The sequence below is a fragment of the Vibrio sinaloensis genome (assembly GCF_000808535.1).
GTDB lineage: Bacteria > Pseudomonadota > Gammaproteobacteria > Enterobacterales > Vibrionaceae > Vibrio > Vibrio sinaloensis_D.
In genome coordinates, this window is the sequence record NZ_JWLV01000001.1 from 131,191 (window position 1) to 157,340 (window position 26,150).

Sequence of the window (26,150 nt, forward strand, 5' to 3'; positions counted from 1 at the left end):
GTAATTCAATACATTGCTCTGCAACTTGTGAAATAGGGATGCTAAAGACATTAAATCACTCGCATCCCTATTTTGTTCAGACGCAAAAATAAATCTTCCTTGATTAATTGGTAATCAGATTAACAAGGAGAATACAATGAAAAAGACAATCGCTGCTGCCGCCTTGGCAAGTGTGATGAGCTTATCAGCTTACGCACAAGATAAAGTTGTCGCGGGCTACTTTGCTGATTGGCAATACAGTAACCCCGATAATCCTTACCAAGTCAAAGATATCCCCGCAGATAACCTTACCCATGTCATTTACGCATTTCTGAGTATGTGTGGTCCTCACACTGGCGCGAGTGAAGCGATTCAAAAACAAGTCGAAGAACACTGTAAAGGCAAAGCACCATTTACCGCGATTGTTGTCGATCAACAGGCCGCGTTAAAAGAAGACTTTGGTGCGGTGTCAGTAGAGGTTGACTACAAGGGCCACTTCGCCCAGCTCGCGCAATTAAAACAAACTCATCCAGATCTGGTAATTTTGCCTTCATTCGGTGGTTGGACAATGTCAGAACCGTTCCATGCCATGGCAAAAGATCCGAAAGCGATCGAACACTTTTCAAAAACTGCGGTCGAGCTTATTGCAAAGTATGACTTTTTTGACGGAATAGACTTGGATTGGGAATACCCTGGCGGCGGTGGTCTTACAACCTCACCGTGGAATCCGGCAACCAAGTTATCTGACGAGCAAAAAGCCAGTGAAAGAGAGGCGTTTAACCATCTTGTCAAAGCTTTGCGTGGTGAGTTAGACAAACTCGCGAGCCAAACCAAGCGCGAATATGAGCTCTCAACCGCTGTGGGCGTTGGCGCTAAAGCGCAACAAATTGATTGGAAAGCCGCGAGCCCGTATTTGACCAATATGTTTGCCATGACTTACGACTTCCTAGGTGGTTGGGGGCAGCAAACTGGCCACACGACCAATCTTCACGCCACTGAACGCAGTTGGTGGGGAATGGGCGCCGATGTTTTCATCAATCAAATGATTGAGCAGGGCATACCGAGTGAGAAACTGGTTATTGGCGCGGCTTTCTACGGTAGAGGCTGGCAAGGCACTCAAGCGTACAATGGTGAGTTGCCAAATGGAGAACTTGTTTCAGATAGCGGTGCGCAGTTCGGCACTGGAGAAAACGGCTACTTTATGTTTTGGGATCTGGTGAACAATTATGGTGCGAAGCAGGGCTACCAATACAAATACGATGAGCAAGCGCAAGCGCCGTATCTGTGGAATCCAGAAAAGAAAGTGTTTATTTCATTTGAAGACCAGCGCTCTATCAAGGCCAAAGCGAAGTGGGCGAAAGAGTCTAAACTAGGCGGTATATTTACTTGGGAGCTGTCTGGAGACCCTAGTGGTACCTTGGTCGAAGTGATGAACAAAGAAATTCAGTAGAAACACAAGCCCCAGCGAAATGCTGGGGCTTATTCTTTTATTCGATTGGCAACTCTTCTCTTTGTCCCCATTCAGTCCAAGAACCGTCATAAACGGATAATTTTTCATAACCGCACAAGTGCGCCGCCAGTAACACAATTGCAGCCGTCACGCCCGAACCACAGCTGAATATGGTGGCTTCTTTATCGTCGCTCAATGATAAAGAGAGTATTTCTCGCAACTCGTTAACTGGTTTTAGCTTGTGTCCGTCCATCAGTTCGGTAAAAGGTTGGCACACTGAATTTGGAATGTGTCCACTACGAACGCCAGCACGAGGTTCGGGCACTTCTTTGTTGAAGCGCTGCCTTGAGCGTGCGTCGACGGTAAGGGATGCAGGGTTATCGATTTGGTTAAGAACGTAAGTCGAATCGACAAAGTAATCCGGGTTAAGTGTTCCTGTGAAGTTACCGAGTTTATGCGGCTGGTCGTACTGCTGTACGGTGTCGAATCCTTGTTTCTTCCATTCTGTTAGGCCGCCATCAAGGACATAAACATGCTCATGCCCCATCGCTTTGAGCATCCACCATGCTCGAGGCGATGCGAACGTTCCGCTATTGTCATACACCACAATCACTGATTCGTTGTTTAGACCGAGCTCTTGAGCTAAGCCAATAAATCGTTCTTGAGATGGCATCATATGGGGAAGATCGCAGTCGATGTCGCAAAACTCTTTGTCATAATCAAACCTCAGCGTGTTTGGAATGAGGTTCTCGGTGTCTTTTTCGACTTCTCCGGGGATTTGAAAATTGATGCTGGCATCAAGAAGCACCAAGTTAGGATTGTCGAGTTGCTGAACAACCCATTGCGGTGTAACGAGTGGTGACATAGAGATTCCTTTTCTACTATTGCTTGCACTTTATAACGGCGTAGGAAACGACGTTGGAAAAGAGGCCCGTTTGTTGTTTCAGCGTAACAGTCGAACCTTCGGGGCAGTCGATTTTTGCGTCAGATTGGACAAGTAGGTTTTGAGCATCTTCCGTTTCCACGTTGAGGTAACGCCGATGCCCATCTAATGATTGGGTGAGAGTCTGTGAAATGACAGTTGCTTGAATGGTTTCGCTATTAAATTGGGGCTTTAGCCAGAGCGTGATCACAAGCACCAGCGAACAAAACAATAAGGCGACAAGATAGATTTTAGGGTTATTCATCAATACATTACCGCCTTATCGTTAGCAAAACTGCGTTTAGTTACATACTGAACAAGTTGGCATTTTCATCAACTTCATTTCACGCCAAGACATGGTCATCGCATCAAGCATTAGTATCTTCCCTTGTTTAGGGGTACCGTAGTTTGCGATGACCTTGATGGCTTCCATTGCTTGCACCGCGCCAACAATGCCAACAACCGGCGCCATGACTCCGGCTTCAACACAGCTTAACGCGCCATCACCAAACAACGCACTGAGACATTCATAACACGGCTGGCCCGCATCTTGATAAGTAAAGACGCTGATTTGACCTTCCATTCGAATGGCTGCGCCGGAAACAAGAGGCACTTTAGCCGCGTAGCAAAGTCGGTTGAGTTGGTTGCGTGTGTCGACATTGTCTGAGGCATCGAGCACCAAGGTGTGTTGCTCGATCATCGTTTTCAGGTCAGTGTCGCTCAGCCGCTTATCAACCGTCGCAACGTTGAGGTGCGGGTTGAGTTCCTTTAGTGCATCGGCCGCGGAGTCAACCTTTTTTCTACCAATGTCTGAGTCATGGTGAAGTACTTGGCGCTGTAAATTAGACAGCTCTACCACGTCATCATCCACTAGGGTCAATTTGCCAACGCCAGCGGTTGCAAGATATTGGCTTGACGCGCAGCCTAATCCGCCAGCGCCTAAAACCAACACAGAGCTTTGTTTGAGCGCCTCTTGCCCTTCAAAATCAAACTGCTTGAGTATGATCTGACGGTTGTATCGCAGCATCTCTTGGTCAGATAAAATCTCCAATGGATGCTCCTAGTATAAGGTTGAGTTAAACAGTTGAATGTTCACGGTTTCGCCCGCTTCGACACGAGCACGCTCGCGCTCCAATACGACAAAGCAATTGGCTAAGCTCATAGAGCGGAAGGCGCCCGAACTTTGGTTGCCTGTGGTTTCAACCACAAACTGACCATTTTCAATGCGATAGATACCGCGCTGATAATCTGTGCGGCCGGGTACTTTCTTGAACGCACTTTTGGTAATTGCAGGGATCGATTCCGGTGCTTTCCATTCAGTATGTCCGGCAAGTTTTGCAAGCATCGGTTGAACAAGAACGTACATGGTTAACACCGCCGATACAGGGTTGCCAGGTAAGCCGCAGAACCAAGCGGTAGACAGTTTGCCAAACGCGAAAGGTTTACCAGGTTTAATGGCCAGTTTCCAAAAACCGATTTGGCCAAGCTCTTCGAGAATGTCTTTGGTGTAGTCGGCTTCTCCGACACTAACACCGCCAGAGGTCACGACAACGTCAGCGAGTGACTGCGCTTGCTCAAAGGTCGCTTTTAGTTTCTCAGGGCAATCGGGAATGATACCCAAGTCGATAGGTTCACAACCAAAATTCTCGATGAGTGGCTTAATGCCGTAACGGTTGCTGTCATAGATCTGACCTTCAGCCAAAGGTTCACCAAGAGGCTTAAGTTCGTCGCCCGTTGAGAAAAACGCAACGCGAGGTTTCCTAACGACGGTCACATGGCTAATACCCAGCGTCGCGATCATCGGAATGTCACGTGAGGTTAGGCGAGAACCAGCCGGCAATACGACGTCACCTTGTCTAATATCGTCACCGGTAGGGCGAATATTGTTTTGCGGTTTCACATCGGTTTGATTGAACTGGATGCCTGAATCGGTTACTTCGGTGTTTTCTTGCATGATGACCGCGTCACAGCCATCTGGGATTTTCGCACCCGTCATTATGCGAACGCAGTGTCCGTTTGGCCAGTCACCTTCAAAGGGCTGTCCGGCGAAGGATTTACCTGCAACAGGCATAACGTTGTTGGCTTGTAAATCGGCAATACGAATTGCGTAGCCGTCCATCGCTGAATTATCGAAAGGAGGAACGAATATCGGGGAAAGAATGTCTTCTGCTAAAACGTAGCCGATAGCTTCGGCAAGCGGCAATTGTAGGGTAGTTTGGATTGGTTTGATTGGCGATAGCATTTGTTCCATCGCATCTTCAAGTGGCATCAAGCCAGGAGCGTCACAACAGCCCATATCGAAATCCTAATCTTCTATTCTTATGAGTCGAATGTCGCACACTCTATCACAGAAAGAGGCGGGCGATCATGACCTTCAATAACAAACCCTGTGCTACCGAGCATGGATTGATCAGAACTTACTCACAATTGCTTAAAGACTCTACCAAAGTAGTAGCTACCAACATGCGTCGGTAACGGTTCATGCTAACGAACCATAATATTCAACTATACTAAACCTAAATAATAAGAACTGACGTTGGCTGCTAATCGTTATCAAACCATAGAAGTATGAAAGGCAAAGGAGAGCCATATGCTCGGCAAATGGATAAAACAAATAGCGTTAACTATATTTTTTTTCAGTTCTAGTACGGCTGTCGCTGAGGATAAGGTCGTTAATGTGGGTTTTGTTGTTGGTATTCCACCTTTTGTGATTGGTGATTCGGGGATTTTAGTCGATATCGTTGGTGAAGCTTTGAAGCGTTCTGGGTATACGATTTCAAATTATAAGTTTCCAAGTAAACAATTTGACCAAGACCCACTGAACGCATTTAAAGAGCTCGATATATTTGTCGGTACGCCATTAACTTTTCGTGTTAACTACTCTTACGGCAAAGTGTATGAGTTCGATAATGTAGCAGTGTCTAAATCTAGCAATCAGCTAACTATTGATAGTGTTTCGGATCTGAAAGGTAAATACATCGTCGGTTTCAATAACGCGAGTCAGCATTTAAAAGAGCCATTTACGACTTTCTACAAGCAAGAACTTGCTAATTGGGAAGGGTACAAAGAGATCGAAAATCAACAAGCTCAGTTTGATATGTTGATGAAAGATCGTGCTCAGGTAATCTTACTCGACCGAAGCATGGCTTACTATTATGCGAGGCAAGCCGGTGTGGAAAACATGCAAGGTTTTACCTTCCATGAAATTTTTCCTCTGAAAAATACCATCTACGTTGTTGGTCGAGATCAAAAATTCATCAAGATAATCACTTCTAATCTCGAACAAATGCACAAGGATGGGTCACTCGATGCTCTAATTGACGAGTACCGATAGCACTATGAATATCGGCCAATCGATCAATAAAAAGCTAACATTACAGATAATCATGTTTAGTACGCTGGTTACGCTGTTTGTAACTGCGTTTCAGCTCTATTCAGACTTTTTGGTCGCTAGAGAAAGCATCGAGGTGAGTCAAAAGTACATATTTACTTCCTATAAAGACGCAATGGAAGAGAGTATATGGGTTCTAAACTCTGAACTTATTGAGTCCCAGATTAATGGTATTATCAGTATACCCGACATCAGTTATGTGCGAATCGAAATAGAAGGCGGTAAGCACTGGGAGCGGGGGGAACCTAAAGATGAGCATATTCTAGAGCAAACCCTAAATCTTGAGTATTCCTACATTAACCAAAAAGCGATTTATCTTGGTAGATTAATTGTTCAATCCGATTTGTGGGTTATCTACAACAGCCTTATTGATAAAGCGTTAATTATATTGTTATCAAACGGGTTCAAAACATTCATAGTAGCAGCGTTTATTATTTACCTAGTCAACACGCTGGTGACTAAGCCGTTAAATCAAATGAGTGCGTATTTCAAACAATACCGCTTTAAACATGATAACCCACCGATGGTGATTGACCGTAAAGCTGCCAACGACGACGAGATTGATTTTATGATTAATATCGTCAACCGAATGTGTAGTGAGTTGAGCCAATCTTACGGGACGGTTATTGAATCTCAGCGACAACTCGCGCAGGCATTAACGGACAAGCAACTGTTGCTTGAACAAGAGATTAAATTCAAAGAAGACCTAGAATTGATGGTTCAAGAAAGAACCAAAGAGCTAGAAGCCACCTTATTGGAATTGCAAGATACCCAAGCAACGATGATTGAAAGCGAAAAAATGGCTTCGTTAGGGAATCTAGTGGCGGGTATCGCGCATGAGATTAACACTCCTTTGGGTATCAGTATTACGTCCAGTAGTTTTGCATCGACTGAAATCAACCAGATAATGAAAGATTTTGAAGAGGGAAAACTAGAATCCTCTACATTTTCTGAATCAATGAAGAGTATCTCTCAATCCTTTGACATTCTGAATACCAATTTGCAGCGAGCGGCAATCTTGGTATCGAGTTTTAAGCAGATCGCTGTTGATCAAACTGACGAGTCATCATGTCAGTTTTTTATCAAGGAGCATGTTGATAAGTTGGTGGTATCTCTATCTCATGAATTACGAAAGTACGGAGTCAGTGTCAAGGTTAACTGCTGTGAAGGGTTACAGATAGAGAGTTATTCCGGCGCATATATCCAAGTATTTACTAACCTAATCACAAATAGCCTCAAGCACGGTTTTGAAGATTGGCAGCATGAAAAGACCATCACAATTTCAATCGTTCAACAGCAAAATGATCTTGTTATTGATTATCAAGACACAGGGCGGGGAGTGCCAGAGTCGGTTCGAGGGAAAGTGTTTGAACCATTTGTAACCACGAAGCGGGGTACAGGAGGCACTGGTTTAGGTGCAAATATTATCTACAACATCGTGTCACAAAAGCTTCAAGGCAAGATTGAGTGCCTTTATGATTTAGAGCAGGGCGCCCATTTTTTGCTGACAATTCCTTTAAACCCCCTTAGTGTCAGTCATACACCTCACGAAATTCATGGGTAAAATATGGGTGTAATTATTCAAAAATCCGAGTATCCTTGTCTGCCATCCTAAAGGGGTAAATAAGAGGAATTGGAATGTCTGGTCTTAGCGAATCCGCGAAGTTGGTAAAAGATGCGCTAGAAAGCCGAGGATTAGAGACACCGATGGTGCCTAATCAGTTCACTCGTGAAGAGAAGAAACAGAAAATTGAGCATCACATGCACGAGATTCTCTCTTTGCTTGAGCTTGACCTTACGGATGACAGTTTAGAAGAAACGCCACGCCGTATTGCCAAGATGTACGTTGATGAAATCTTCTCTGGTTTAGATTATTCCAATTTCCCGAAAATCACCGTCATTGAAAACAAAATGAACGTCAGTGAAATGGTGCGTGTAAAAGACATTACGGTCACGAGTACGTGTGAGCACCATTTAGTGACCATTGATGGGCGTGCAGCTGTCGCGTACATTCCGCGTGGCAAGATTATCGGCTTATCTAAGATTAATCGTATTGTCCGTTTCTTCGCTCAACGCCCACAAGTGCAAGAGCGAATGACTCAGCAAATTTTGGTTGCGCTGCAAACATTACTCGAGTCTGATGATGTTGCTGTTACGATCGATGCAACGCATTACTGCGTGAAGTCTCGTGGAGTGATGGATGCAACTAGCGAGACAACTACGACGGCTTTAGGTGGTATTTTTAAATCGAATCCAGCCACACGCCACGAGTTTTTACACGGCATTCGCTAAGCAAGATTCGGTAAACTGATTTCCAAAAACCGCTTCCATTATGAGGCGGTTTTTACTTTTTAAATCGCGTTATTCACACTGTAAATTACGCGTAGTAAACAAGGTAAATTTGTGACAACTTCATTTAAAACACTCAACTTAAGACCAGAACTGACTGAAACTTTGGATAGTCTAGGCTACACCGAGATGACACCCATTCAGCAACAGGCATTGCCTTTGGTTCTCGCGGGGAAAGATGTGATCGGGCAGGGTAAAACTGGCTCGGGTAAAACCGCGACATTCTCGCTGGGTTTGTTGAGCAACCTAAACGTTAGCCGCTTTAGAGTGCAAACTTTGGTTTTGTGTCCAACACGAGAGCTTGCCGACCAAGTGGCGAAAGAAATCCGAACCCTAGCGCGCGGTATTCATAACATCAAAGTACTTACCCTTTGTGGTGGTATGCCAATGGGGCCACAGATTGGCTCTTTGGAGCATGGCGCGCATATCTTAGTGGGGACGCCAGGTCGTATTCTTGATCATATGTCAAAAGGGCGTATCAGTCTCAAAGAGCTTAACACGTTGGTGTTAGATGAAGCCGATAGAATGCTGGATATGGGCTTTGAAGAAGCCATTGATACCATTATTGAAGCGGCGCCTAGTAAGCGTCAAACTCTGCTGTTTAGTGCGACATTCCCAGACAACATCGAGTCGTTGTCGGCAAAAGTGATGGTCGCGCCTGAAATGGTTAAAGTGGAATCCACGCACCAGAAAAGCACCATCGAGCAACGATTCTTCAAGCTAAATAGCACTGAGGAGCGCGATGATGCCCTCGAAGCGCTACTCCTAACGCATAAACCTGAATCTTCAGTCGTGTTCTGTAACACCAAAAAAGAGGTCCAAAACGTGACCGATGAACTGAGCCACCGAGGCTTTAGTGTGGTTGAGTTGCATGGTGATATGGAACAGCGCGAGCGCGAACAGGCATTGACCATGTTTGCCAATAAAAGTATCTCGATTCTCGTGGCAACAGATGTCGCTGCTCGAGGCTTAGATGTCGACAACTTAGATGCGGTGTTTAACTTCGAGCTCTCAAGAGATCCAGAAGTTCACGTGCACCGCATTGGTCGTACAGGTCGTGCTGGTTCGAAAGGTGTAGCATTTAGCTTCTACAGTGAAAAAGAAGAGTACCGCGTTGCTCGTATTGATGAGTACATGGATATCGCAGTTTCACCATCAGAATTGCCTGAGAAACCAATCGAGCGTCCTTTCTATCCTAAGATGCAAACGATCCAAATTCTGGGCGGGAAAAAACAGAAAGTGCGTGCGGGTGACATCCTTGGCGCTTTAACCAAACAAGCTGGCCTTGATGGTAAGAAGATTGGCAAGATCAACATTTTACCAATGGTTTCTTATGTTGCGGTGGAGCACGACATCGTAAAACCAGCGTTGAAGCAGCTACAAACTGGAAAAATGAAAGGGCGCAATTTTAAAGCGCGCATCATGAAGTAATCGAGTGACATGATAAGAAGGAGCCGTTTGGCTCCTTTTTAGTAGGTGAACTTGTAGGTGACGCCAAGACTGGCAGACCAACCGAGATCGCGTTGAACTAAGGGGGAGTCGCTATCATGGTGTTCAAGTTCTAACTTGGCTAAGCCCAACCAGTTTTCAGACAGATTATAAATACTGATAAGCCCAGCTTGATAAACCCAACTGCTGCCTGAGCTATACTCGTCTAACCCTGACAAGCGAGATTCATCGGCGGAAATCGAGTAGAGGTGGCGAGAAAGCTTTTTGTCTCGATAATCGACCTCGATGTAAGGCGTAAACGTGATGTCGTTGAAGGGCAAATCCAAAGTTCGACCTAAATGTAATTGCACCTCGTAACCATTATGTTCGCTCGTGACATCGTGTAAGTATGTCAAGCGTGCCCCAACGGTACCGACAGTAAAACCAAGCTCACCATTGCCATCTCGATTGTCGATACCTGATGGAATATCATCGAAATCATCGGAGACTTGTGCAAAGCGCCAGTTTCCACTGAGGCCAAAATAGGGCAGAACCGATACATTGATTAAACTGCCATCAATAAATCCATACTGGCCATTGTAAAAGACATTGGGTTCGGCAGAGATGCCAGCTTCGTCTTTGTCAGAAAACACAGTTTGACCATAATTGACGCTGCCGCCGATAAAGCCGAAATCGTAATATTGCTCTTGCGCGTGGGTAGTAAAGCTTAACCAAAAAGCGGTTGAGGCGAGCAGCAAGCCCGGTTTTGTGATAGTCATAGATTTCTCCTTTAATCTACAAATATCAGAACGGTCAATAACAAAATTAATTGCATCGAAGCTGAAAATTCTTCTGGGCAACGCATAAAAACAAAAAGGCCAACTCGAGAGTTGGCCAAATCATCGACGTTTGGATGGATTAACTGTCGAATAAGTAAAGGTACTCAGCGTAGCCTTCTTTCTCGAGATCTTCTTTAGCGATAAAACGCATTGCAGCAGAGTTCATGCAGTAACGCAGCCCTGTTGGAGCAGGTCCGTCTTTAAAGACATGACCTAAGTGGGAGTCCCCAAATCGGCTACGAACTTCCGTTCTTGGATAGACTAGGTGATAGTCAGTTTTAGTGACAATGTAACCTGCGTTGATCGGTTTCGTAAAGCTCGGCCAACCTGTGCCCGATTTGTATTTGTCGGTGGAGCTAAATAAGGGCTCGCCGGAGACAATATCGACATAGATGCCGTCACGCTTATTATCCCAATATTCGTTACGGAACGCTCGTTCGGTGCCTTCCTCTTGAGTGACGTAGTATTGCAGTTCAGACAGCTTGGACTTGATTTCGTCGTCCGAAGGTTTTGCGTACGGCTTAATGCTTGAAACGGCTTTTTTCTCATCGATTAATTGGCGTAACGTTTTTGGATCATCTTTACGAGATTCACCAAAGATACCATCCAAATATTGGTCACGACCGGATGCGTAGCGATAGTAGTTGTAACGGATTTTATTACGCTTGTAGTAGTCTTGATGATACTCTTCTGCTGGCCAAAACTTCTCAAACTCAATCAGTTCTGTTTTAAGCGGTTTTTTGAAGACACCGAGTTCATCTATCTCGGTCATAAAGCGCTGAGCAATTTGTTTTTGAACATCATTGTGATAGAAGATAGCTGGTCGATAATGTCGACCTCGATCCACAAACGAACCTTGATCGTCGGTCGGATCGATGTGACGAAAAAACTGGTCAAGGACTTGCTCATAGCTGACGGCTTTTGGGTCATACTTCACTTCAATGACCTCGATGTGACCCGTTTTACCCGATGAGACTTGTTTGTATGTTGGGTTTTCCAACTCACCACCAGAGTACCCGGATACAACGTCTAAAACGCCTGGGAGTTTTTCTAAATCCGACTCAGTGCACCAAAAGCAGCCTCCCGCTAGCGTAGCGACCTCGTAGCCTTTTAACGGTTGCCCCGAGCCATCCTTAGCGCTGCCCCAAAATGATGCCATAAGTGCCAGCAAGGCAACGGATGGAAGGGCAAATTTCAACTTCACTTTCATATCAACCTCATCGATTGTTTTTGTTATCGCTAGATAAGAACGAGTTATCTTGGAAAAAATTTCACTTTCTCATTTGTAGTCATATTAGCGTGCCCAGATCACTGACAAAGGGAGAGCACTGAGAAATTGTTGGCGAATGAAAAACCGTCTCAGCGTGAAACCAGTATGTAAGCATATGTATGGGATTGTCGTCGAGCGCGATGAATCACAATAAACTCCAAGTCAATGGATTATAAATAATTTTGATTGGGTTTATTTGAGGGCCGTGATGAAAACAATAACCACAACGCTACTGTTCGCCGCTATGCTAACCGCAGGGTGCAATAGTACAGACAATACGTCCAAGACAAAGATTGAACCCCATGCTGTTCACGGGGTAAACATCGAGCCAGTTCCAGCGCAGTTTTCTGATTACTCGCGAGCGGGTTACGACCGTTATGTCGGCGTCAAAGCGCCAAACGGAAAGTCTATTCATATTTTGATCATGGATCGTTTAACTGAGCACCAAATTGTAAAAGCAGTGAATGTACTTAAACACTATCTGGAGCCTGTGTCTGGGACTGAATTTGGTCGAGCTGTTCAAAAAGCCAAGATAGCCAACACGATGGCTAACAACCACGCCGTGTTAAAGCTGATGAATTATCATGATGCGCCCAAGTACAACGATGATCTTGAAGGGCAGCCCTTATTTGAGGAGGAAATTCAGGTAGAGGGGGGTAAGTGGTACGTAAACCAAGATTACAACGAACATCGAGATGCGTCATACGAGGAAATTTTGCATCTTGTTCATGATTACGGAATTGGTGTTCACAACTCACCAGAAGAAAACGAAATGGCCTTGCCTAACTTTGCAAAAAGGTTCAATACGATTCAGCAGAATTCTTTGCACAGTGCCTATAATCCACCAGCCGATATATTAAAAGAGTGGCAAGATGAAGTGAGTGTTGATCAAGAGTACTTTGCTGCTGTTATCGACAGTTACTATGGTCTTTGGGGGGCTTTCCGAGGGGAAGGTATGTGGGGGATGTATAAAGTGAAAACTCGACAAGACTTCGATACCTTAGACCCAAATGCAAAGGCTATCACTGAGCAAATATTTGCCAAAACACTCACCTACGATGCCTACATTGACGATTCCTTTACAGGCACCTTCAAAATGCGATTTGATGAAAAAGTGCCGTACACTCACCATTCTCAGTACCTAACAAAACTGACGTTGTCTGGAAGTAATGACAGCGACGTTCAACTTAATCAGTATGACAATATTATTAAAGGTAATTCTGGTGAAAACACGGTTGTCGCTCGTGGGGCGAGGGCTGACTACACCATAGAGCGTGATAGTGGCGGACAAGTGCGCTTAACAGATACGATTTCTGATCGTGATGGCGCAAACACGCTATCGAATATTGAGAAAATTCAATTCACAGATCAAACCGTGACTTTGTAGACTAAATTGCAAAAAAAAAGAGCCCTCGATTTATTGAGGGCTCTTTAGTGTATAACGAGGTTTAGCCAAGTGATGGCAAAAGACCTACAGTGATCAGCACCTGCGCAAACACGATGACGACACCGATCGCGCTCGTCGCGACAAGCCCCGCATTGCCGCCTCTAACTTGGTAAAGATGTTTAGGCGCGTCAACACGAGCTTTTCGCACCATCAAAATTGGTAGGAAAATGGCTAATACAACCAAGGCAATCGCTGCATAGCCAAGTGCCATAATGAATCCTTGTGGGTAAAACAGCGCAAATCCCATGGGTGGCAGGAAGGTGATTAACCCGGTCATCACGCGAGAGCCGCCATTTGTTTTCTTCTTCAAGGTGTCCCCTAAAAACTCAAACAAACCCAAGCTTACGCCAAGAAAAGAGGTCAGCAGCGCAAGATCCGCGAAGATCCCGATGGTTTGGCTGAGGTTAGACTGATGAACGGTTTGAGAGAGTGTTCCGATCAATGCGCTTAAGCCTTGATTCTCAAGTAACGTTTGTTGGTTTACGACTCCAAGTGTAACCACTTGCCAAAACACGTAAATGATGAGAGGAATGGCAGAGCCAATGACAATGGCTTTGCGAAGCGATGGAGTGTGTCCGTCTAAGTAGTTTACGATAGCAGGAATACTGCCGTGAAAGCCAAACGAAGTGAAAATGACAGGGATTGCAGCGATCACAATGCCTTGCTCGACAGGCATACTTAACAGGTATGACTCAGTCACATTTGGCGCCAAAAACGTCAGCACGAGTGCCATTGCCACCACTTTTACCAAGAACAAAACACGGTTTACCTTGTCAACGGTTGCTGTGCCAATCGTGACAACGCTTGCCACGATTAGGGTAAAGAGGAGTGTAGAAGTCGTTGAAGAAACCTCTAGCCCAACAAGCGCTTGAATACGCTCACCAAACTGTGAACCGCCTCCAGCGATGTAAGCAGCACATAGGGCGTAAAACAGGAACATCATAGCAAAGCTTGCTACCCACTTTCCTTTTTTGCCGAGAAACTGGTTTGCTAACGTATGTAAAGTCGCATCTTGTTCAGCATGCTGGTGGACCTCAACCATCAATAGCGCGGTATACGCCATCAACGCCCATAGACCTAGCATGATAACGAGTGATGTGGTGAAACCGATGCCTGCCGAAGCAAGAGGAAGGGCGAGCATGCCTGCGCCAATGGTGGTGCCTGCGATGATCAAAGTACTACCGAAAACCTTTGATTTAGTCATGTATAAAATTCTTTACATTGATGGTTGTGTATTTAGCTGTTATGGCTAGTGAATAGGCTAAAACTAGCCATAAATCCTTAGTTTCGTGCATTGTGTAAAAATATAAGAACACTTTCAAGTAAAATGTACAGATTAATTGCTGTTAGTGTAAGATTTAATATACAGTGGCTTGTGGTGCTTGATTGCAAACGGTTTCATGGGATTGCAGTCAAAGCGTGATAAAAAATTACTTTGCACTTTCACGAAACTGTCATATAAGAGGTTTAAAAAGGAACAATAGACCACATATACAAGGTGAGACTTGTAAGCAGGTCTATAAAGTTGTTTATCAAAGGAGGTCAGAATGAGTGACCAAACACAAAATGAAGAATGCCTAGAACTGCTAGATGCAATGGAAATTGGCTTCGAGCTTTCAGACTACGAACAGTCAATCGAAGCATTAGCAGAAGAAATCTTCAATAAATAAGCCTAGGCTCGTGCCTAGCTACCAGAATGAGCCAGTGCAATCGCGCTGGCTTTGTGCTTTTATAAGCCAAGCGATAACAATCTGGGAATCATGTGAACTATCTTGCCCATTTACACATTGCGGATTATTGTCAGTCGAGCCTGTTAGGGAACTTGCTGGGTGATTTTGTTAAAGGCGATCCGCAAGGGAAATATCAACCGTCCATTGTACAAGGTGTTCGCCTGCATCGCTTCGTAGATGGGTACACTGACAGTCACCCCCTAGTCAAACAAGCAAAAGGGTTGTTTCCCCAAGGCCCACGCCGATTCTCTGGCATTGCACTCGACATGTTTTGGGACCATTGTCTTGCCCGTGATTGGGACGCTTTTCACCACCTATCTCTTGAGCTATTTTGTACTCATGCCGAACGCCAAGTTAACGCTACGCAAACCAACTTACCTGAACGATTTGAACGAATTAACGGTTTGATGTGGGAAGGGCGTTGGTTAGAGTCTTATCAAAGCCTAGACAATATTGGCTACGCATTAGAAAGAATGTCACGTCGTTCGCCACGAATGGGACAATTAACAGAATGTACTCCCTATTTGGAACAGAATTATAAGCAGCTAAGCCAACTATTTGCCCGCCTATATCCCGATGTACTAACTGCGAGCAAGAGATTCTGATAGAATCGTCGACCTTGCATTTATAGGTAACACGCATGTCGACGCAATTTGAATCACTTGGGCTATGTCCAACCTTACTTTCCACATTATCTTCACTCGGCTTTGAGCAACCCACAGAGGTTCAAACGCAAGCTATTCCTCACGTATTGGAGGGGAAAGACGTTTTAGCCGGCGCTCAAACGGGGACGGGAAAAACGGCGGCATTTGGTTTACCGATCATCCAAAAATTAATCGAGTCTGAGGCAAAACGCGATCCACAAAGTAATGACGTTCGCGCCTTGGTTCTGGTTCCGACTCGCGAGCTTGCTCAGCAGGTATTCGACAATCTCGTTCAATACGCACAAGTAACTGAACTTAAAATTGTTACTGCTTACGGCGGTACCAGTATGAATGTTCAAACTCGTAATTTGGAACAAGGTTGTGACATTCTGATCGCCACGCCAGGACGTTTAATCGATCATATGTTTTGTAAAAATGTGAGCCTTCTTAAGTCAGAGTTTTTGGTGCTCGACGAAGCGGATCGAATGTTAGATATGGGATTCATGCCTGACATCCAACGTATTCTTAAGCGTTTTAATGCCGTTAGACAGACACTGTTCTTTTCCGCGACGTTTGATAAGCGAATAAAGAGCATCGCTTACAAACTTCAGTCTGAACCGGTTGAGGTACAAGTCTCTGCTTCAAACAGCACCGCTGAAACCGTAAAACAGATGGTGTATCCCGTTGACAAAAAACGTAAAGCGGAGCTTCTTGCGTATTTGATTGGCTCTCGAAACTGGCAGCAAGTCTTGGTTTTTACCAAAACCAAGCAAGGCAGTGATGCGCTGGTTAAAGAGCTAAAACTGGATGGCATTAAAGCGGCATCAATCAATGGTGACAAAAGCCAAGGTGCGCGTCAAAAAGCGCTCGATGATTTCAAAGCAGGTAAAATTAGAGCTCTGATCGCAACTGACGTCGCCGCACGAGGTCTTGATATACAAGAGCTAGAGCAAGTGGTTAACTTCGATATGCCGTATAAAGCAGAAGACTACGTTCATCGTATCGGCCGCACTGGGCGAGCTGGCAAAGAGGGCTTCGCGGTCTCCTTTATGAGTCGCGACGAACACTACTTACTTGAAGCGATTGAACGTCTTTTGGACACGCGTTTACCGCAAGAATGGCTACAAGGTTTTGAGCCAAGTTTAGTAGAAGAAGTCGAGCTAGAACGTTCACCGCGTAGAAAGAGCCGCTCGTCTGACAAGCGTAAAATGAAGGCAAAATTGAAAATTCACGCGAATCGAGGCAAGAAACGCTAATCATCAAGGTAATGGCTATGACCAGCAAAAGAGAGTTGGCGGACATCAAACTCACATTGCTTAATTTGAGTGATGCAGGACAACTGCTTGCGTTTGAGATCGAAAACCAAACTTGGTTCGAGCAGTTTATCCCCCCGAGAGAGCAAGACTTTTACTCGTTAGAGGGGGTTACTCAGCATATTCAAGAGTTCTTACTTGAGTTCAAGTGTCACCGTTTGCTCCCATTGCTGATAAAAGATAATAGCGGGCAGATCATCGGGCGCCTCAATTTTACCAACGTTGATTTAAAAAAAGGCACCGCTCATGTTGGTTACCGTGTTGGCCAACAATCGGTTTCCAAAGGAGTTGCGACGACCGCGCTGAGCAAGGGAATAACAGAACTGAGCAGTAAAGGGATCAAGCGGTTATTTGCTTATGCCGATGAAAACAACATGGCGTCACGAAAAGTTCTTACTACCAATGGGTTTGTCAAAGTTCGTATCGTGGAAAACTACGCGCAGTTGCATAGTAAGCCGATAAATTGTATAGAGTTTACTTGTCTAATAAATAAACGATAAGGAAGCACTCAATGGAATTTCCAGTCTCAGCAGCATGTCAGTGTGGTCAAGTCAGTTACACACTTAAACGCGCTCCAATGAAGGTCTTTGCCTGCCATTGCCAAGAATGCCAAAAGCTCTCAACGAGCCCTTATAGCGTTACGGCTGTGTGCAATACCGAAGACGTAGAATTTCGTGGCGAAATGTCACAATGGGAGCGCTTAGCCGAAAGTGGTAACAAGAATTATGCGAAATTTTGTCCTCAATGTGGTAATCGCATCTACCACTACAACCCAGATGCACCAGAAACAGTAAAACTCAAACTAAAACCTGTGGGCAGTGAAGTCTCCGAGGAGTTTGCTCCTCAAGCACATGTCTGGGTGAGTGAAAAGCAAGCCTGGCTTACCCTAGAGGAAGGGACGGTGTGCTTTGATAAGCAGCCTTAAAAAAATAACCTTAGAAAACAAAATGGGGAGCAATTGGCTCCCCATTTTAATGTTTGGTGTTATGCGTATTGGGCTAACTGCATTTCCCAGCGTTTACGTTGTGAGCTGAGCTCTTGTTTAAGTTGTTGATAGCGCAGTTTAAGTAATGAGCATTCGTACTTTTCAGTCAGGCTACTCTTTTGCGCTTCAAGAACTTGTTTCTTGATCTCATAGTAGTCACTCATTTTAGTGATCAGTTGTTCAAACTCTCGATTTAATGCCTCTTTAAGCTGTGAAGCATTGGGTAGGTTTTCGATTTTTCTTTGTGCGATTTCACGACACATCTTAGCGCGCGCTTTTTCAATTTTGAGCTTGGGCGTCACTCGTAGTTTACGAGTCAAACCTAGCCATGAACAACTCTTAATTAGCCATTTCGTTGGGTCATACTGCCACCAATAAATGCCATTTCGGTAATCGTTCTCGAAGATGTGGTGATAGTTGTGGTATCCCTCGCCAAAGGTAAAGAATGCTAACACGCCATTATCACGAGCGGTATTTTTGTCTGTGTAGGGTTGGCTGCCCCAAATATGAGCCAGTGAGTTAATAAAGAAGGTGGAATGGTGGCTAAGAACCAATCGAAGAACACCCACAATCAACAGCATGCCAAGGATATCACCATAAACAATGCCTAAAGCGAGCGGGATTCCAACGTTGGTTAAGATCGCGAGTGGAATGTAGTACTTGTGCTGCCACATCACGATTTTATCTTTCTGTAAGTCGCGGCAGTTGCTGTAATCGGAATAGGTATTTGCGTTGTACTCACGCAGCATCCAACCAATGTGTGAAAACCAAAAGCCGCGTTTAGCCGAATAGGGGTCTTTGTCGTTGTGGTCTACATGTTTGTGGTGGATTCGATGGTCTGAACTCCAGTGAAGCGCGCTATTTTGTAGAGCAAAAGCCCCGCCAAGAGCAAAAATAAATCGCAGCAGTCCGTGTGCTTCATAGGTTTTGTGTGACCAGAGACGATGGTAACCCGCGGTGATCGACAAGTTACAGAATGAAAATGCGACGATAAACCAAATCAAGTGCTCAACACCATATCCTGTCGTAAAACCATACCAAGGAACGACGACGAGAGCGACGAGAAATGATAAGAGAAAAATAGCGATATTGAGCCATATCAGTGGCGGTTTACGCTCGGTGGACATGGATAGATTTCCTTTCAGCTAACAATTGTACGCTAGAATATCAGCGTACACGTGTAAGTCAAACGAAAGAAAATCAAAAAGTGACTAGGGTCTGTTAACCTTTCGCGGTTAAATTTTGTTCGGATGGGGACGCCTAGTCAAAATCGTTTTAGGCGCGGCAAGGGTTGTGTAGCCTAGTCATTCTAAGTAAATACCCCTTAACAAAGCATAAAACGATTTTAGCCGAACCCTTCTGGCAGCGCTTGTGGTTCATTTCTACTGCGTTATCGGCTTTTCATGTAGGCTAGCTACACTTCAAAGCCTCTGTCTGCTCTTGTTTGTAAAGAAATAGAAATTTCCCACAAACTGCTGCAAAAATCAGCTCGAAAGATCAACAGACCCTAAATCATCGTTAAAAGTCGAGCGCGTTGCGACGGCTGCAACACGCTTTTGTTCCAGAGTTATTGGCTTTTTGTTAAATGTTTAATAGTATGAAGAGGTATACAATCCTTAACAGGACGTAATAAGGACTACAAATGGAATTAAAAGTAGCTGAATATAGCGATTACGAACGTATCGCTACGCTGCACGCACAAAGCTGGAAGCAGTTTTACCAAGGTATTCTTGGTAAAGAGTATCTAGAAAATGAAGTATTAGAAGAACGTTTAGCCGTTTGGCAAACTCGCCTTATCAACCCTCCCTTTAATCAACATGTGATTTTAATTGAAGAGGGGGGACTGCTGTGCGGATTCATTTGCGCTTTTGGCAATCATGATTTTGAAAAAGGCACCATTATTGATGCTTTGCATATTGACGATGCCTATCGAGGGAAAGGGCTAGGTTCTATCCTGATTGAAGAAATGGCGAAGTGGATTCATCAATATTTTCCGGATAATGGCGTTTACTTGGAAGTGATGAAAGATAACCTCCAGGCTATAGAGTTTTATGACTATATTGGCGGAAAAAATGCGCAAGAAAGACTCTGGAACGCCCCTTGCGGTAATCAAGTGACTGAACTTGTCTATTGCTGGAAATCACCCGAGATTATGCTGGAAAACATCATGGCTCACGCCAAATCCAGTTTAGTAACAAATTGAAACACTTAACTTCCTTCCTCTGATATTCTTCGGACACAACATAGTAGCCCGTTAGGTAATTTGGCCAAGCCTCTTTAAATCTTACCTAACGGTCTATTCATGAAAAAAACACTGCTATTGTCTGCACTAACCAGTGCAATTTTACTATCAGGATGTGGTGAACAAAACCAAGGGAACAATCAAGCGCCAGCACCACTTGTTGTTGCGGAACAAGTGAAAACTATTGAGCATCAAGCGAGCAAATCCTACATTGGCCGCGTAGAAGCGGTTGAAGACACCAACATTACTGCTCAGGTCACTGGCTATTTGAAACAACGTCATTTTGACGAAGGCCAAATGGTCGAGCAGGGCCAATTGCTCTATTCGATTGAACCTTCCTCTTTCCAAGCTCAGGTCGCGACTGCAAAAGCGACGCTTGCACAAGCCAATGCGGCACTTAAAAAAGCAGAACTGGACTTTCAGCGCGGTAAAAACTTACTCCCTAAAGGCAGTATTTCGCAATCAGAATTCGATAACCTTAACGCCACCTTATTAGGTGCAACAGCCCAGGTTGAAGCGGCCAAAGCGCAGCTTCATCTTGCAGAGGTGAATCTGTCATACACTGAAATTCGTGCTCCATTTTCTGGTCGAATTGCACAAAGTAAAGTTAGCACGGGCGATCTGTTGTCACCACAGTCGGGCATCTTAACCACCTTAGTTAGTCTTGACCCGATCCATACAAGTTTTAGCATAAGCGAACGAGAGCGTTTACAAATGGGGATGGACAAGGTGACCACTCGTACTGCCAACGAAGCCGACTCCGTTGAAGTTAAAGTGGTGTTGGAAAATGGGGAATACTTCCCACATGCAGGCCAACTTGACTACTTAGGCAATCGAATCGACTTAGATACAGGCACTATATCAATGCGTGCAGTGGTGTCTAATCCAGAGCTGCGATTATTGCCCGGTCAACATGTTCGTGTTGAACTCAAAGAAAAGCAGGCGAGAGATGCGTTGGTGATTCCGCGCCGCGCAGTGCAAACCGATCTCGAAGGTAACTTTGTAATGGTGGTAACAGAGGGGAACGTTGCGGAGCGCCGCAATGTTGAACTTGGCCATCAAGTTGAAGGAGGAATCATTATCCGTAGTGGAATTGCCGACACGGATAAGGTGATAACCCAAGGCCTTCAACGAGTGCGCAACGGTGTTCCTGTGCGAACAGACGCAGAATAAAGGAGCTTAAATGTTAAGTCGATTCTTTATCCAGCGTCCAAAGTTTGCGCTGGTTATCTCCATCATACTAACCTTAGCTGGTGCCATCGCATTGGCGATCCTTCCTGTAGCTGAATACCCCAAGATAAGCCCTCCGTCAGTAAGCGTCACGGCGTACTACACGGGTGCCAGTGCAGAGGTGGTTGAGCAAGCTATCGCAGATCCAATAGAAACATCGGTCAATGGTGTTGAGGACATGATTTACATGTCTTCGAAAAGTGCCAACGATGGCTCTTATAACCTCAACGTCACGTTTGATGTTGGGACCGATCCTGATATGGCGCAAGTCAACGTTCAAAACCGCGTTTCTCAGATTGAGTCGAAGCTTCCTCAAGAAGTGAGGATGGTCGGTGTAACGGTTAAGAAGCGATCTCCTGACCTGTTAATGGTGCTTAACTTCTATTCACCAGACGGAAAATACGACGATCAATTCTTGATTAACTACATTAACTTGAATGTAAAAGATCAGCTTGCTCGAGTGAAGGGCATCAGTGAAGTAAGCGTCATCGGTGGCGGCGAATACGCCATGCGTGTTTGGCTAGATCCTGAGAAGATGGCGAACCTAAAGCTGACTACGTCAGACATACACGCAGCGCTCGCTGAGCAGAACGTGCAAGTTGCCGCAGGTCGTGTTGGTGCGGCGCCTTACAATGATGTTCAAGAAGTCCAGTTTAACTTGGTGACGAAAGGGCGTCTTGAAAGCGTTGGCGAGTTCGAAAACGTCGTCTTGCGAGCAAATAGCGACGGCTCAACGGTATACCTCAAAGATGTGGCCCGTGTAGAGCTAGGTAAAAAGTTTTACGACGGCAGCGGCAAGTATCGTGGTCAAGATGCGTCAATTGTAACGTTATCGCTTCAATCTGATGCTAACGCACTGGAAAGTGGCCAAGCTGTTGTGGAAATGCTTGATAAACTGAGTGTTAACTTTCCTGAAGGGATGGAATACGAAGCAAGTTATGACACAACGCTATTCGTTGCTGAATCTATCAAAGGCGTTGTTAAAACACTTATTGAAGCGATTTTGCTGGTTATTGCGGTGACCTACTTGTTCTTAGGCAGTGCTCGAGCAACCTTGATTCCAGTTGTTGCAATCCCTGTGTCATTAATTGGTACGTTTGCTGTGATGCAAGCGACTGGTTTTACCATCAACACGGTGACCTTGTTTGGTTTGATTTTGGCGATCGGTATCGTGGTGGATGATGCAATCCTCGTGATTGAGAATGTCGATACTACCATGGCAAAAGACCCAAGTATCAGTCCACGTAAAGCGACGTTGATTGCAATGAAAGAGGTGACGGGGCCGATCATTACTTCGACCTTGGTGCTGCTTGCGGTGTTCTTGCCAGTGGCGATGTTGCCGGGTATTACAGGGATTATGTACCGTCAGTTCGCTTTGACGATCTGTATTTCTGTGGTCATTTCATCAATTAACGCGCTAACCTTGTCTCCGGCTTTGTGCTCATTGGTGCTGAAACAAGGGGGTGGAAACACCTCGCGTTGGTTCGCTGTATTCAATCAAGGGTTAGAAAAAATCACTCACCGTTACGGTCAGGTAGCGGGTTTCTTGGTCAAAAAAGCCATTTTGCTTGGGGCGTTTTTCCTTGTCGCAATTGCGGCGGTGACCTTCTTCGCGAAAACGACATCAACGGCGTTTGTCCCTCAAGAAGACAAAGGAATCCTGCTGGTTAATGTCCAACTCCCAGATGCGGCGTCCTTGTCGAGAACGCAAGAAGTGACCGAGCAGTTAGTCGATATGGTTGAACAAGAGCCAGGTGTCGATGGTGTCACTGTAGCAAATGGCTTTGCCTTTATGACAGGTGCTGCTGCGTCAAACGGTGCGTCACTGTTTATCAAACTGGAAGATTGGGATACGCGCAATGCGTTGGAAGGCGATCACTCTTCAACTGCGATAGCACAACGCATCAATGGCCGTGCCGCGATGGAATTGCCACAAGCGGTTGTATTTGCGATGGGACCTCCTGCGGTACCTGGTATGGGGGCAGCCTCTGGTTTCGAGTTTGTTCTTGAAGATACCCTAGGTCGCAGTCGAACCGACCTTGCAATGGTCATGGGGCAGGTGATTGAAGCGGCAAATAAGCAACCGGAAATCGCCTATACATTTAGTACCTTCCGCGCCAATGTTCCCCATTACTATGTCGACATTGACCGAGAGAAAGCGCAGCAATTGGGCGTGCCACTTTCAAGCATCTTCCAAACGCTACAGGGTAACTTAGGTTCGCTCTATGTGAATGATTTTACGATGTTTGGTAAGAACTTCCGCGTCACGATGCAAGCCGACAGTGAACATCGTAGCAGCATGGATGATTTAGAGCGCTTCCACGTTCGAACATCACAAGGCGTGATGGTGCCACTTAGTACCTTGGTAAGTTATGAGCAAATCTTCGAGCCAGATGTCGCTTGGCGTTACAACATGTACCGCAGTGCCATTATCCAAGGTCAACCAGCACCGGGTTATTCAAGTGGTGATGCCATTGCTGCAATGGAGCGAGTGGCAGCAGAAGTTCTCCCTCATGGCTATCAATATGAGTGGACTGGATTGGCCTATCAAGAAGTGCTTGCTGGAAACCAAGCGATCTTTGCGTTCGCACTTGCACTGATATTTATCTATCTGTTCATGGTTGCTCAATATGAGAGTTGGAGTATTCCATTGGCGATAATCTTGGTGGTGCCTATCGCCACGCTAGGTTCGTTCTTAGCACTTAATTTGACGGGAACGCCGCTCAACTTATATGCGCAAATTGGCTTAGTGTTGTTGATTGCGCTCGCCGCAAAGAATGCCATTCTGATTGTGGAATTCGCCAAAGTTGAGCGAGAAGAGAAAGATGTGCCAATTGATGAAGCTGCGGTACACGGTGGTAAGCTGCGTTTCCGAGCGGTGAATATGACATCCTGGTCATTCATCTTAGGTATTTTCCCGCTGATTTTTGCCTCAGGGGCTGGGCACGTGAGTCAAAACTCGTTGGGTATCTCATTGATTGGTGGTCTACTCTGCGTGTTGTTGGCGGGTACCTTCTTGATCCCTGGTTTCTACGCTGTCGTTCAGCGCCAGCGAGAGAAGATACACGGTGGCAATACCAAAATGGTTCCATTGGACGATGAGTAACAACTAAAACGAAAAGCCCGCAATTAAGCGGGCTTTTTTACACGTTAAGAATCAGCTATGACGTTTTAAACTCCGCGACTGCGTGATCCATTTCAGTGGCTTGCGCCGATACGCGATCGACTTCAGTCAGACATTGCTGAGCAGAGCGCATGTTGCCATCAGAGATGACATTAAGTTCAGTGATGGACTCACTGACTTGATTCATCACAATACCTTGCTCCTCAATGGCAGAAGCTATGCGCTCTGAATTCGCTTGGATGTTAGTCATATCATCGATAATCTGAGTCAGACTGAGGTCCAGAGAGTCTGATGCTTTGAGCGTCGCTTGCCCTTGTTCATTACACTGGTCAATATCCGTCACCACTTGAGACATCTGAGATTGAATGTCCGTCACCACTTTAGTGATTTCTTCCGTAGATTGGTGTGTACGGCTTGCCAATGCGCGAACTTCGTCCGCAACGACGGCGAAGCCACGACCTTGTTCACCCGCACGTGCGGCCTCGATAGCGGCGTTAAGTGCCAATAAGTTAGTTTGCTCCGCGATTTCTTGGATAATGTTCACGGCATCACCAATCTTATCCACGTGATTGTTCAATGAGCCTATAGATTGCTGACTATTACCCAAAATTGACGATAATTGATCGATATTCCTAACCGTTGTTTTCACCACTTTACGGCCGTTTTCAGCATTAACTGCCGCCTGTTGCACGCCCTCTACCGCGATTGCAGTACTCTCTGAGATTTCATTGATCGTGGACACCATTTCTTGAACAGACGTTGCCATCGTGGTGGTGTGGTCTGCTTGAACGTTAAACTGTTCGATAACATTTTGCAGTTCGTCATGCATATTAGAAGTGCTTTGTGACAGCTCAGCAGACTTGCTCTGAGTCCCCGCGATTAGCTGTTCAAGTTTATCTAACAAGCGGTTGAAGTAGTTGGATATCGCAACCAACTCATTGTTACCACCTAAATTGGCTCTCAAAGAGACATTGTTTGAGCGCGCAATTTCTTGAATGATGGAGAGCAAGCTCGCAACCTGCGTATTGATAGAACGTGAGATTTGCCAAATGATTAATAGGATCAGAATGATAACAAAGCCAGTTACTATCATCTTAAAGTTAGCCAAACGTTCCTGAGTCTCTTGCGCTTGTGATGTCAGTGCCTGAGAGAAGGATTTAAACTGTTCTTCAACTGTGTGTGAGAGCGCACGAGTATCGCCAAGTAAGCCAACATTGTATTTAAGACCTATCGTCGTCTTTTGCGCTATCAAGGCTTTGGCGGCAGCCAATAGTGCAGTAGCATCACTCGGGATAAGAGATGTATCTAATGAACCTGCTTGAACATTGTTGTTAAATTCGAAAAGGTTCACCAGTTGGTCACTGTTTAATTTAGGTCGAACACTTTCAAGCTCAGCATTGTATCGACCCAGCAATTTATCTTCTGGGTTCAATCCGTGCTGATTGTAGGCATTAACCAATGAGGTAAAACCGTTTTGATAATCAATGATGTCTGTTCGGAGTTGAGCACTAGAGGGGAGGTCATGCTCGGTAAGAATTTTGGCTAGCTGCGACTGCGTATCCAAAAACTTGTCCATGTTGTCATTAAATCTATCTAGGTACTTAACATCTTTACGGAGCAAAAAGTCTTTTTCATTGCGCCGTAAATTTAGCAGGCGTATTTCCAACTTAGCGACTAATAAGTTCGCTTGGTTGAGTTGTTCAGTCGTTTGGGCAAAGTGAGAAGTGGACAAAAGAACGGAAACCACTCCTAAAACGGCTACTGCACCCAATGAATATAGTTTATTCTTGATATTCATGAGATTACC

General features: G+C 45.2%; 23 protein-coding genes. 14 read left to right on the forward strand and 9 right to left on the reverse strand.

Annotation, left to right across the window (positions count from 1 at the left end; translation table 11 throughout):
* Window positions 1-136: 136 nt before the first annotated feature.
* The gene (locus tag RJ47_RS00615) at window positions 137-1,429 is read left to right on the forward strand and encodes a glycoside hydrolase family 18 protein (protein ID WP_039480429.1); all 1,293 of its coding nucleotides are present in this window, start codon (window positions 137-139) and stop codon (window positions 1,427-1,429) included.
* 37 nt (window positions 1,430-1,466) lie between these two features.
* Here RJ47_RS00615 and RJ47_RS00620 read toward each other — a convergent pair whose 3' ends face one another.
* The 4 genes from RJ47_RS00620 to moeA are packed head-to-tail and all read right to left on the reverse strand — an operon-like array spanning window position 1,467 to window position 4,647.
* The gene (locus tag RJ47_RS00620) at window positions 1,467-2,294 is read right to left on the reverse strand and encodes a sulfurtransferase (RefSeq protein WP_039480431.1); all 828 of its coding nucleotides are present in this window, start codon (window positions 2,292-2,294) and stop codon (window positions 1,467-1,469) included.
* Window positions 2,295-2,310: 16 nt separating this feature from the next.
* Complete coding sequence (locus tag RJ47_RS00625; protein WP_039480434.1) at window positions 2,311-2,616, reverse strand: hypothetical protein; 306 nt, start codon at window positions 2,614-2,616, stop codon at window positions 2,311-2,313.
* A 36-nt stretch (window positions 2,617-2,652) separates the two neighbouring features.
* Window positions 2,653-3,402: a molybdopterin-synthase adenylyltransferase MoeB gene (moeB, locus tag RJ47_RS00630; protein WP_039480437.1), complete on the reverse strand. Its 750-nt coding sequence runs from the start codon at window positions 3,400-3,402 to the stop codon at window positions 2,653-2,655.
* A 9-nt stretch (window positions 3,403-3,411) separates the two neighbouring features.
* Window positions 3,412-4,647: a molybdopterin molybdotransferase MoeA gene (gene moeA, locus RJ47_RS00635; RefSeq protein WP_039480439.1), complete on the reverse strand. Its 1,236-nt coding sequence runs from the start codon at window positions 4,645-4,647 to the stop codon at window positions 3,412-3,414.
* 381 nt (window positions 4,648-5,028) lie between these two features.
* On the opposite strand from moeA, the gene RJ47_RS00640 reads away from it, so the two are divergent.
* From RJ47_RS00640 to dbpA, 4 genes are all read left to right on the forward strand, one after another.
* Window positions 5,029-5,685 (forward strand): substrate-binding periplasmic protein, encoded by a 657-nt coding sequence (locus RJ47_RS00640; RefSeq protein ID WP_197058116.1) that lies wholly within the window; start codon window positions 5,029-5,031, stop codon window positions 5,683-5,685.
* A gap of 52 nt (window positions 5,686-5,737) precedes the next feature.
* Window positions 5,738-7,306 carry an ATP-binding protein gene (locus tag RJ47_RS00645; protein WP_197058117.1) on the forward strand — a complete coding sequence of 523 codons (1,569 nt, stop codon included), beginning with the start codon at window positions 5,738-5,740 and terminating at the stop codon, window positions 7,304-7,306.
* Between the two features lie 74 nt (window positions 7,307-7,380).
* Window positions 7,381-8,034, forward strand: a complete 654-nt coding sequence (gene folE / locus RJ47_RS00650) for a GTP cyclohydrolase I FolE (protein WP_038137013.1) — start codon at window positions 7,381-7,383, stop codon at window positions 8,032-8,034.
* 111 nt (window positions 8,035-8,145) lie between these two features.
* Window positions 8,146-9,522: an ATP-dependent RNA helicase DbpA gene (dbpA, locus tag RJ47_RS00655; RefSeq protein WP_038137010.1), complete on the forward strand. Its 1,377-nt coding sequence runs from the start codon at window positions 8,146-8,148 to the stop codon at window positions 9,520-9,522.
* Window positions 9,523-9,560: 38 nt separating this feature from the next.
* On the opposite strand, the gene RJ47_RS00660 is transcribed toward dbpA, so the two are convergent.
* Both RJ47_RS00660 and msrB read right to left on the reverse strand, forming a co-directional pair.
* Window positions 9,561-10,298, reverse strand: coding sequence for a MipA/OmpV family protein (locus tag RJ47_RS00660; protein ID WP_039480446.1), 738 nt, complete (start codon window positions 10,296-10,298; stop codon window positions 9,561-9,563).
* 139 nt (window positions 10,299-10,437) lie between these two features.
* The gene (gene msrB / locus RJ47_RS00665) at window positions 10,438-11,568 is read right to left on the reverse strand and encodes a peptide-methionine (R)-S-oxide reductase MsrB (RefSeq protein WP_039480448.1); all 1,131 of its coding nucleotides are present in this window, start codon (window positions 11,566-11,568) and stop codon (window positions 10,438-10,440) included.
* Between the two features lie 268 nt (window positions 11,569-11,836).
* On the opposite strand from msrB, the gene RJ47_RS00670 reads away from it, so the two are divergent.
* Window positions 11,837-13,015, forward strand: coding sequence for a hypothetical protein (locus RJ47_RS00670; protein ID WP_039480451.1), 1,179 nt, complete (start codon window positions 11,837-11,839; stop codon window positions 13,013-13,015).
* 61 nt (window positions 13,016-13,076) lie between these two features.
* On the opposite strand, the gene RJ47_RS00675 is transcribed toward RJ47_RS00670, so the two are convergent.
* Window positions 13,077-14,279: an aromatic amino acid transport family protein gene (locus RJ47_RS00675; protein WP_039480453.1), complete on the reverse strand. Its 1,203-nt coding sequence runs from the start codon at window positions 14,277-14,279 to the stop codon at window positions 13,077-13,079.
* 343 nt (window positions 14,280-14,622) lie between these two features.
* Between RJ47_RS00675 and RJ47_RS21580 the strand changes: the two genes are divergently transcribed.
* The 5 genes from RJ47_RS21580 to RJ47_RS00695 all read left to right on the forward strand — a co-directional run bounded on the left by RJ47_RS21580 (window position 14,623) and on the right by RJ47_RS00695 (window position 17,687).
* A complete protein-coding gene (locus tag RJ47_RS21580) occupies window positions 14,623-14,745 on the forward strand; it encodes a hypothetical protein (protein ID WP_005471320.1) in 123 nt (40 codons plus the stop codon).
* Between the two features lie 92 nt (window positions 14,746-14,837).
* Window positions 14,838-15,410 (forward strand): ACP phosphodiesterase, encoded by a 573-nt coding sequence (locus tag RJ47_RS00680; protein ID WP_039480456.1) that lies wholly within the window; start codon window positions 14,838-14,840, stop codon window positions 15,408-15,410.
* A 35-nt stretch (window positions 15,411-15,445) separates the two neighbouring features.
* On the forward strand, window positions 15,446-16,705 hold the full coding sequence (locus tag RJ47_RS00685; RefSeq protein WP_039480459.1) for a DEAD/DEAH box helicase: 1,260 nt from the start codon (window positions 15,446-15,448) through the stop codon (window positions 16,703-16,705).
* A gap of 17 nt (window positions 16,706-16,722) precedes the next feature.
* Window positions 16,723-17,262 (forward strand): GNAT family N-acetyltransferase, encoded by a 540-nt coding sequence (locus tag RJ47_RS00690; RefSeq protein ID WP_039480462.1) that lies wholly within the window; start codon window positions 16,723-16,725, stop codon window positions 17,260-17,262.
* A gap of 11 nt (window positions 17,263-17,273) precedes the next feature.
* Window positions 17,274-17,687: a GFA family protein gene (locus RJ47_RS00695; RefSeq protein ID WP_038217266.1), complete on the forward strand. Its 414-nt coding sequence runs from the start codon at window positions 17,274-17,276 to the stop codon at window positions 17,685-17,687.
* A gap of 59 nt (window positions 17,688-17,746) precedes the next feature.
* Here the strand turns inward: RJ47_RS00695 and RJ47_RS00700 are convergent, their stop codons facing one another.
* Window positions 17,747-18,874 (reverse strand): fatty acid desaturase, encoded by a 1,128-nt coding sequence (locus RJ47_RS00700; RefSeq protein WP_039480465.1) that lies wholly within the window; start codon window positions 18,872-18,874, stop codon window positions 17,747-17,749.
* Between the two features lie 515 nt (window positions 18,875-19,389).
* Between RJ47_RS00700 and RJ47_RS00705 the strand changes: the two genes are divergently transcribed.
* The 3 genes from RJ47_RS00705 (at window position 19,390) to RJ47_RS00715 (ending at window position 24,325) form a co-directional block, all read left to right on the forward strand.
* Window positions 19,390-19,950, forward strand: a complete 561-nt coding sequence (locus tag RJ47_RS00705; RefSeq protein WP_005471216.1) for a GNAT family N-acetyltransferase — start codon at window positions 19,390-19,392, stop codon at window positions 19,948-19,950.
* A 99-nt stretch (window positions 19,951-20,049) separates the two neighbouring features.
* Complete coding sequence (locus RJ47_RS00710; protein WP_039480468.1) at window positions 20,050-21,162, forward strand: efflux RND transporter periplasmic adaptor subunit; 1,113 nt, start codon at window positions 20,050-20,052, stop codon at window positions 21,160-21,162.
* A 10-nt stretch (window positions 21,163-21,172) separates the two neighbouring features.
* Complete coding sequence (locus RJ47_RS00715) at window positions 21,173-24,325, forward strand: efflux RND transporter permease subunit (protein ID WP_039480471.1); 3,153 nt, start codon at window positions 21,173-21,175, stop codon at window positions 24,323-24,325.
* A 55-nt stretch (window positions 24,326-24,380) separates the two neighbouring features.
* Here the strand turns inward: RJ47_RS00715 and RJ47_RS00720 are convergent, their stop codons facing one another.
* Window positions 24,381-26,141, reverse strand: a complete 1,761-nt coding sequence (locus RJ47_RS00720; protein ID WP_039480474.1) for a methyl-accepting chemotaxis protein — start codon at window positions 26,139-26,141, stop codon at window positions 24,381-24,383.
* Window positions 26,142-26,150: the final 9 nt, after the last annotated feature.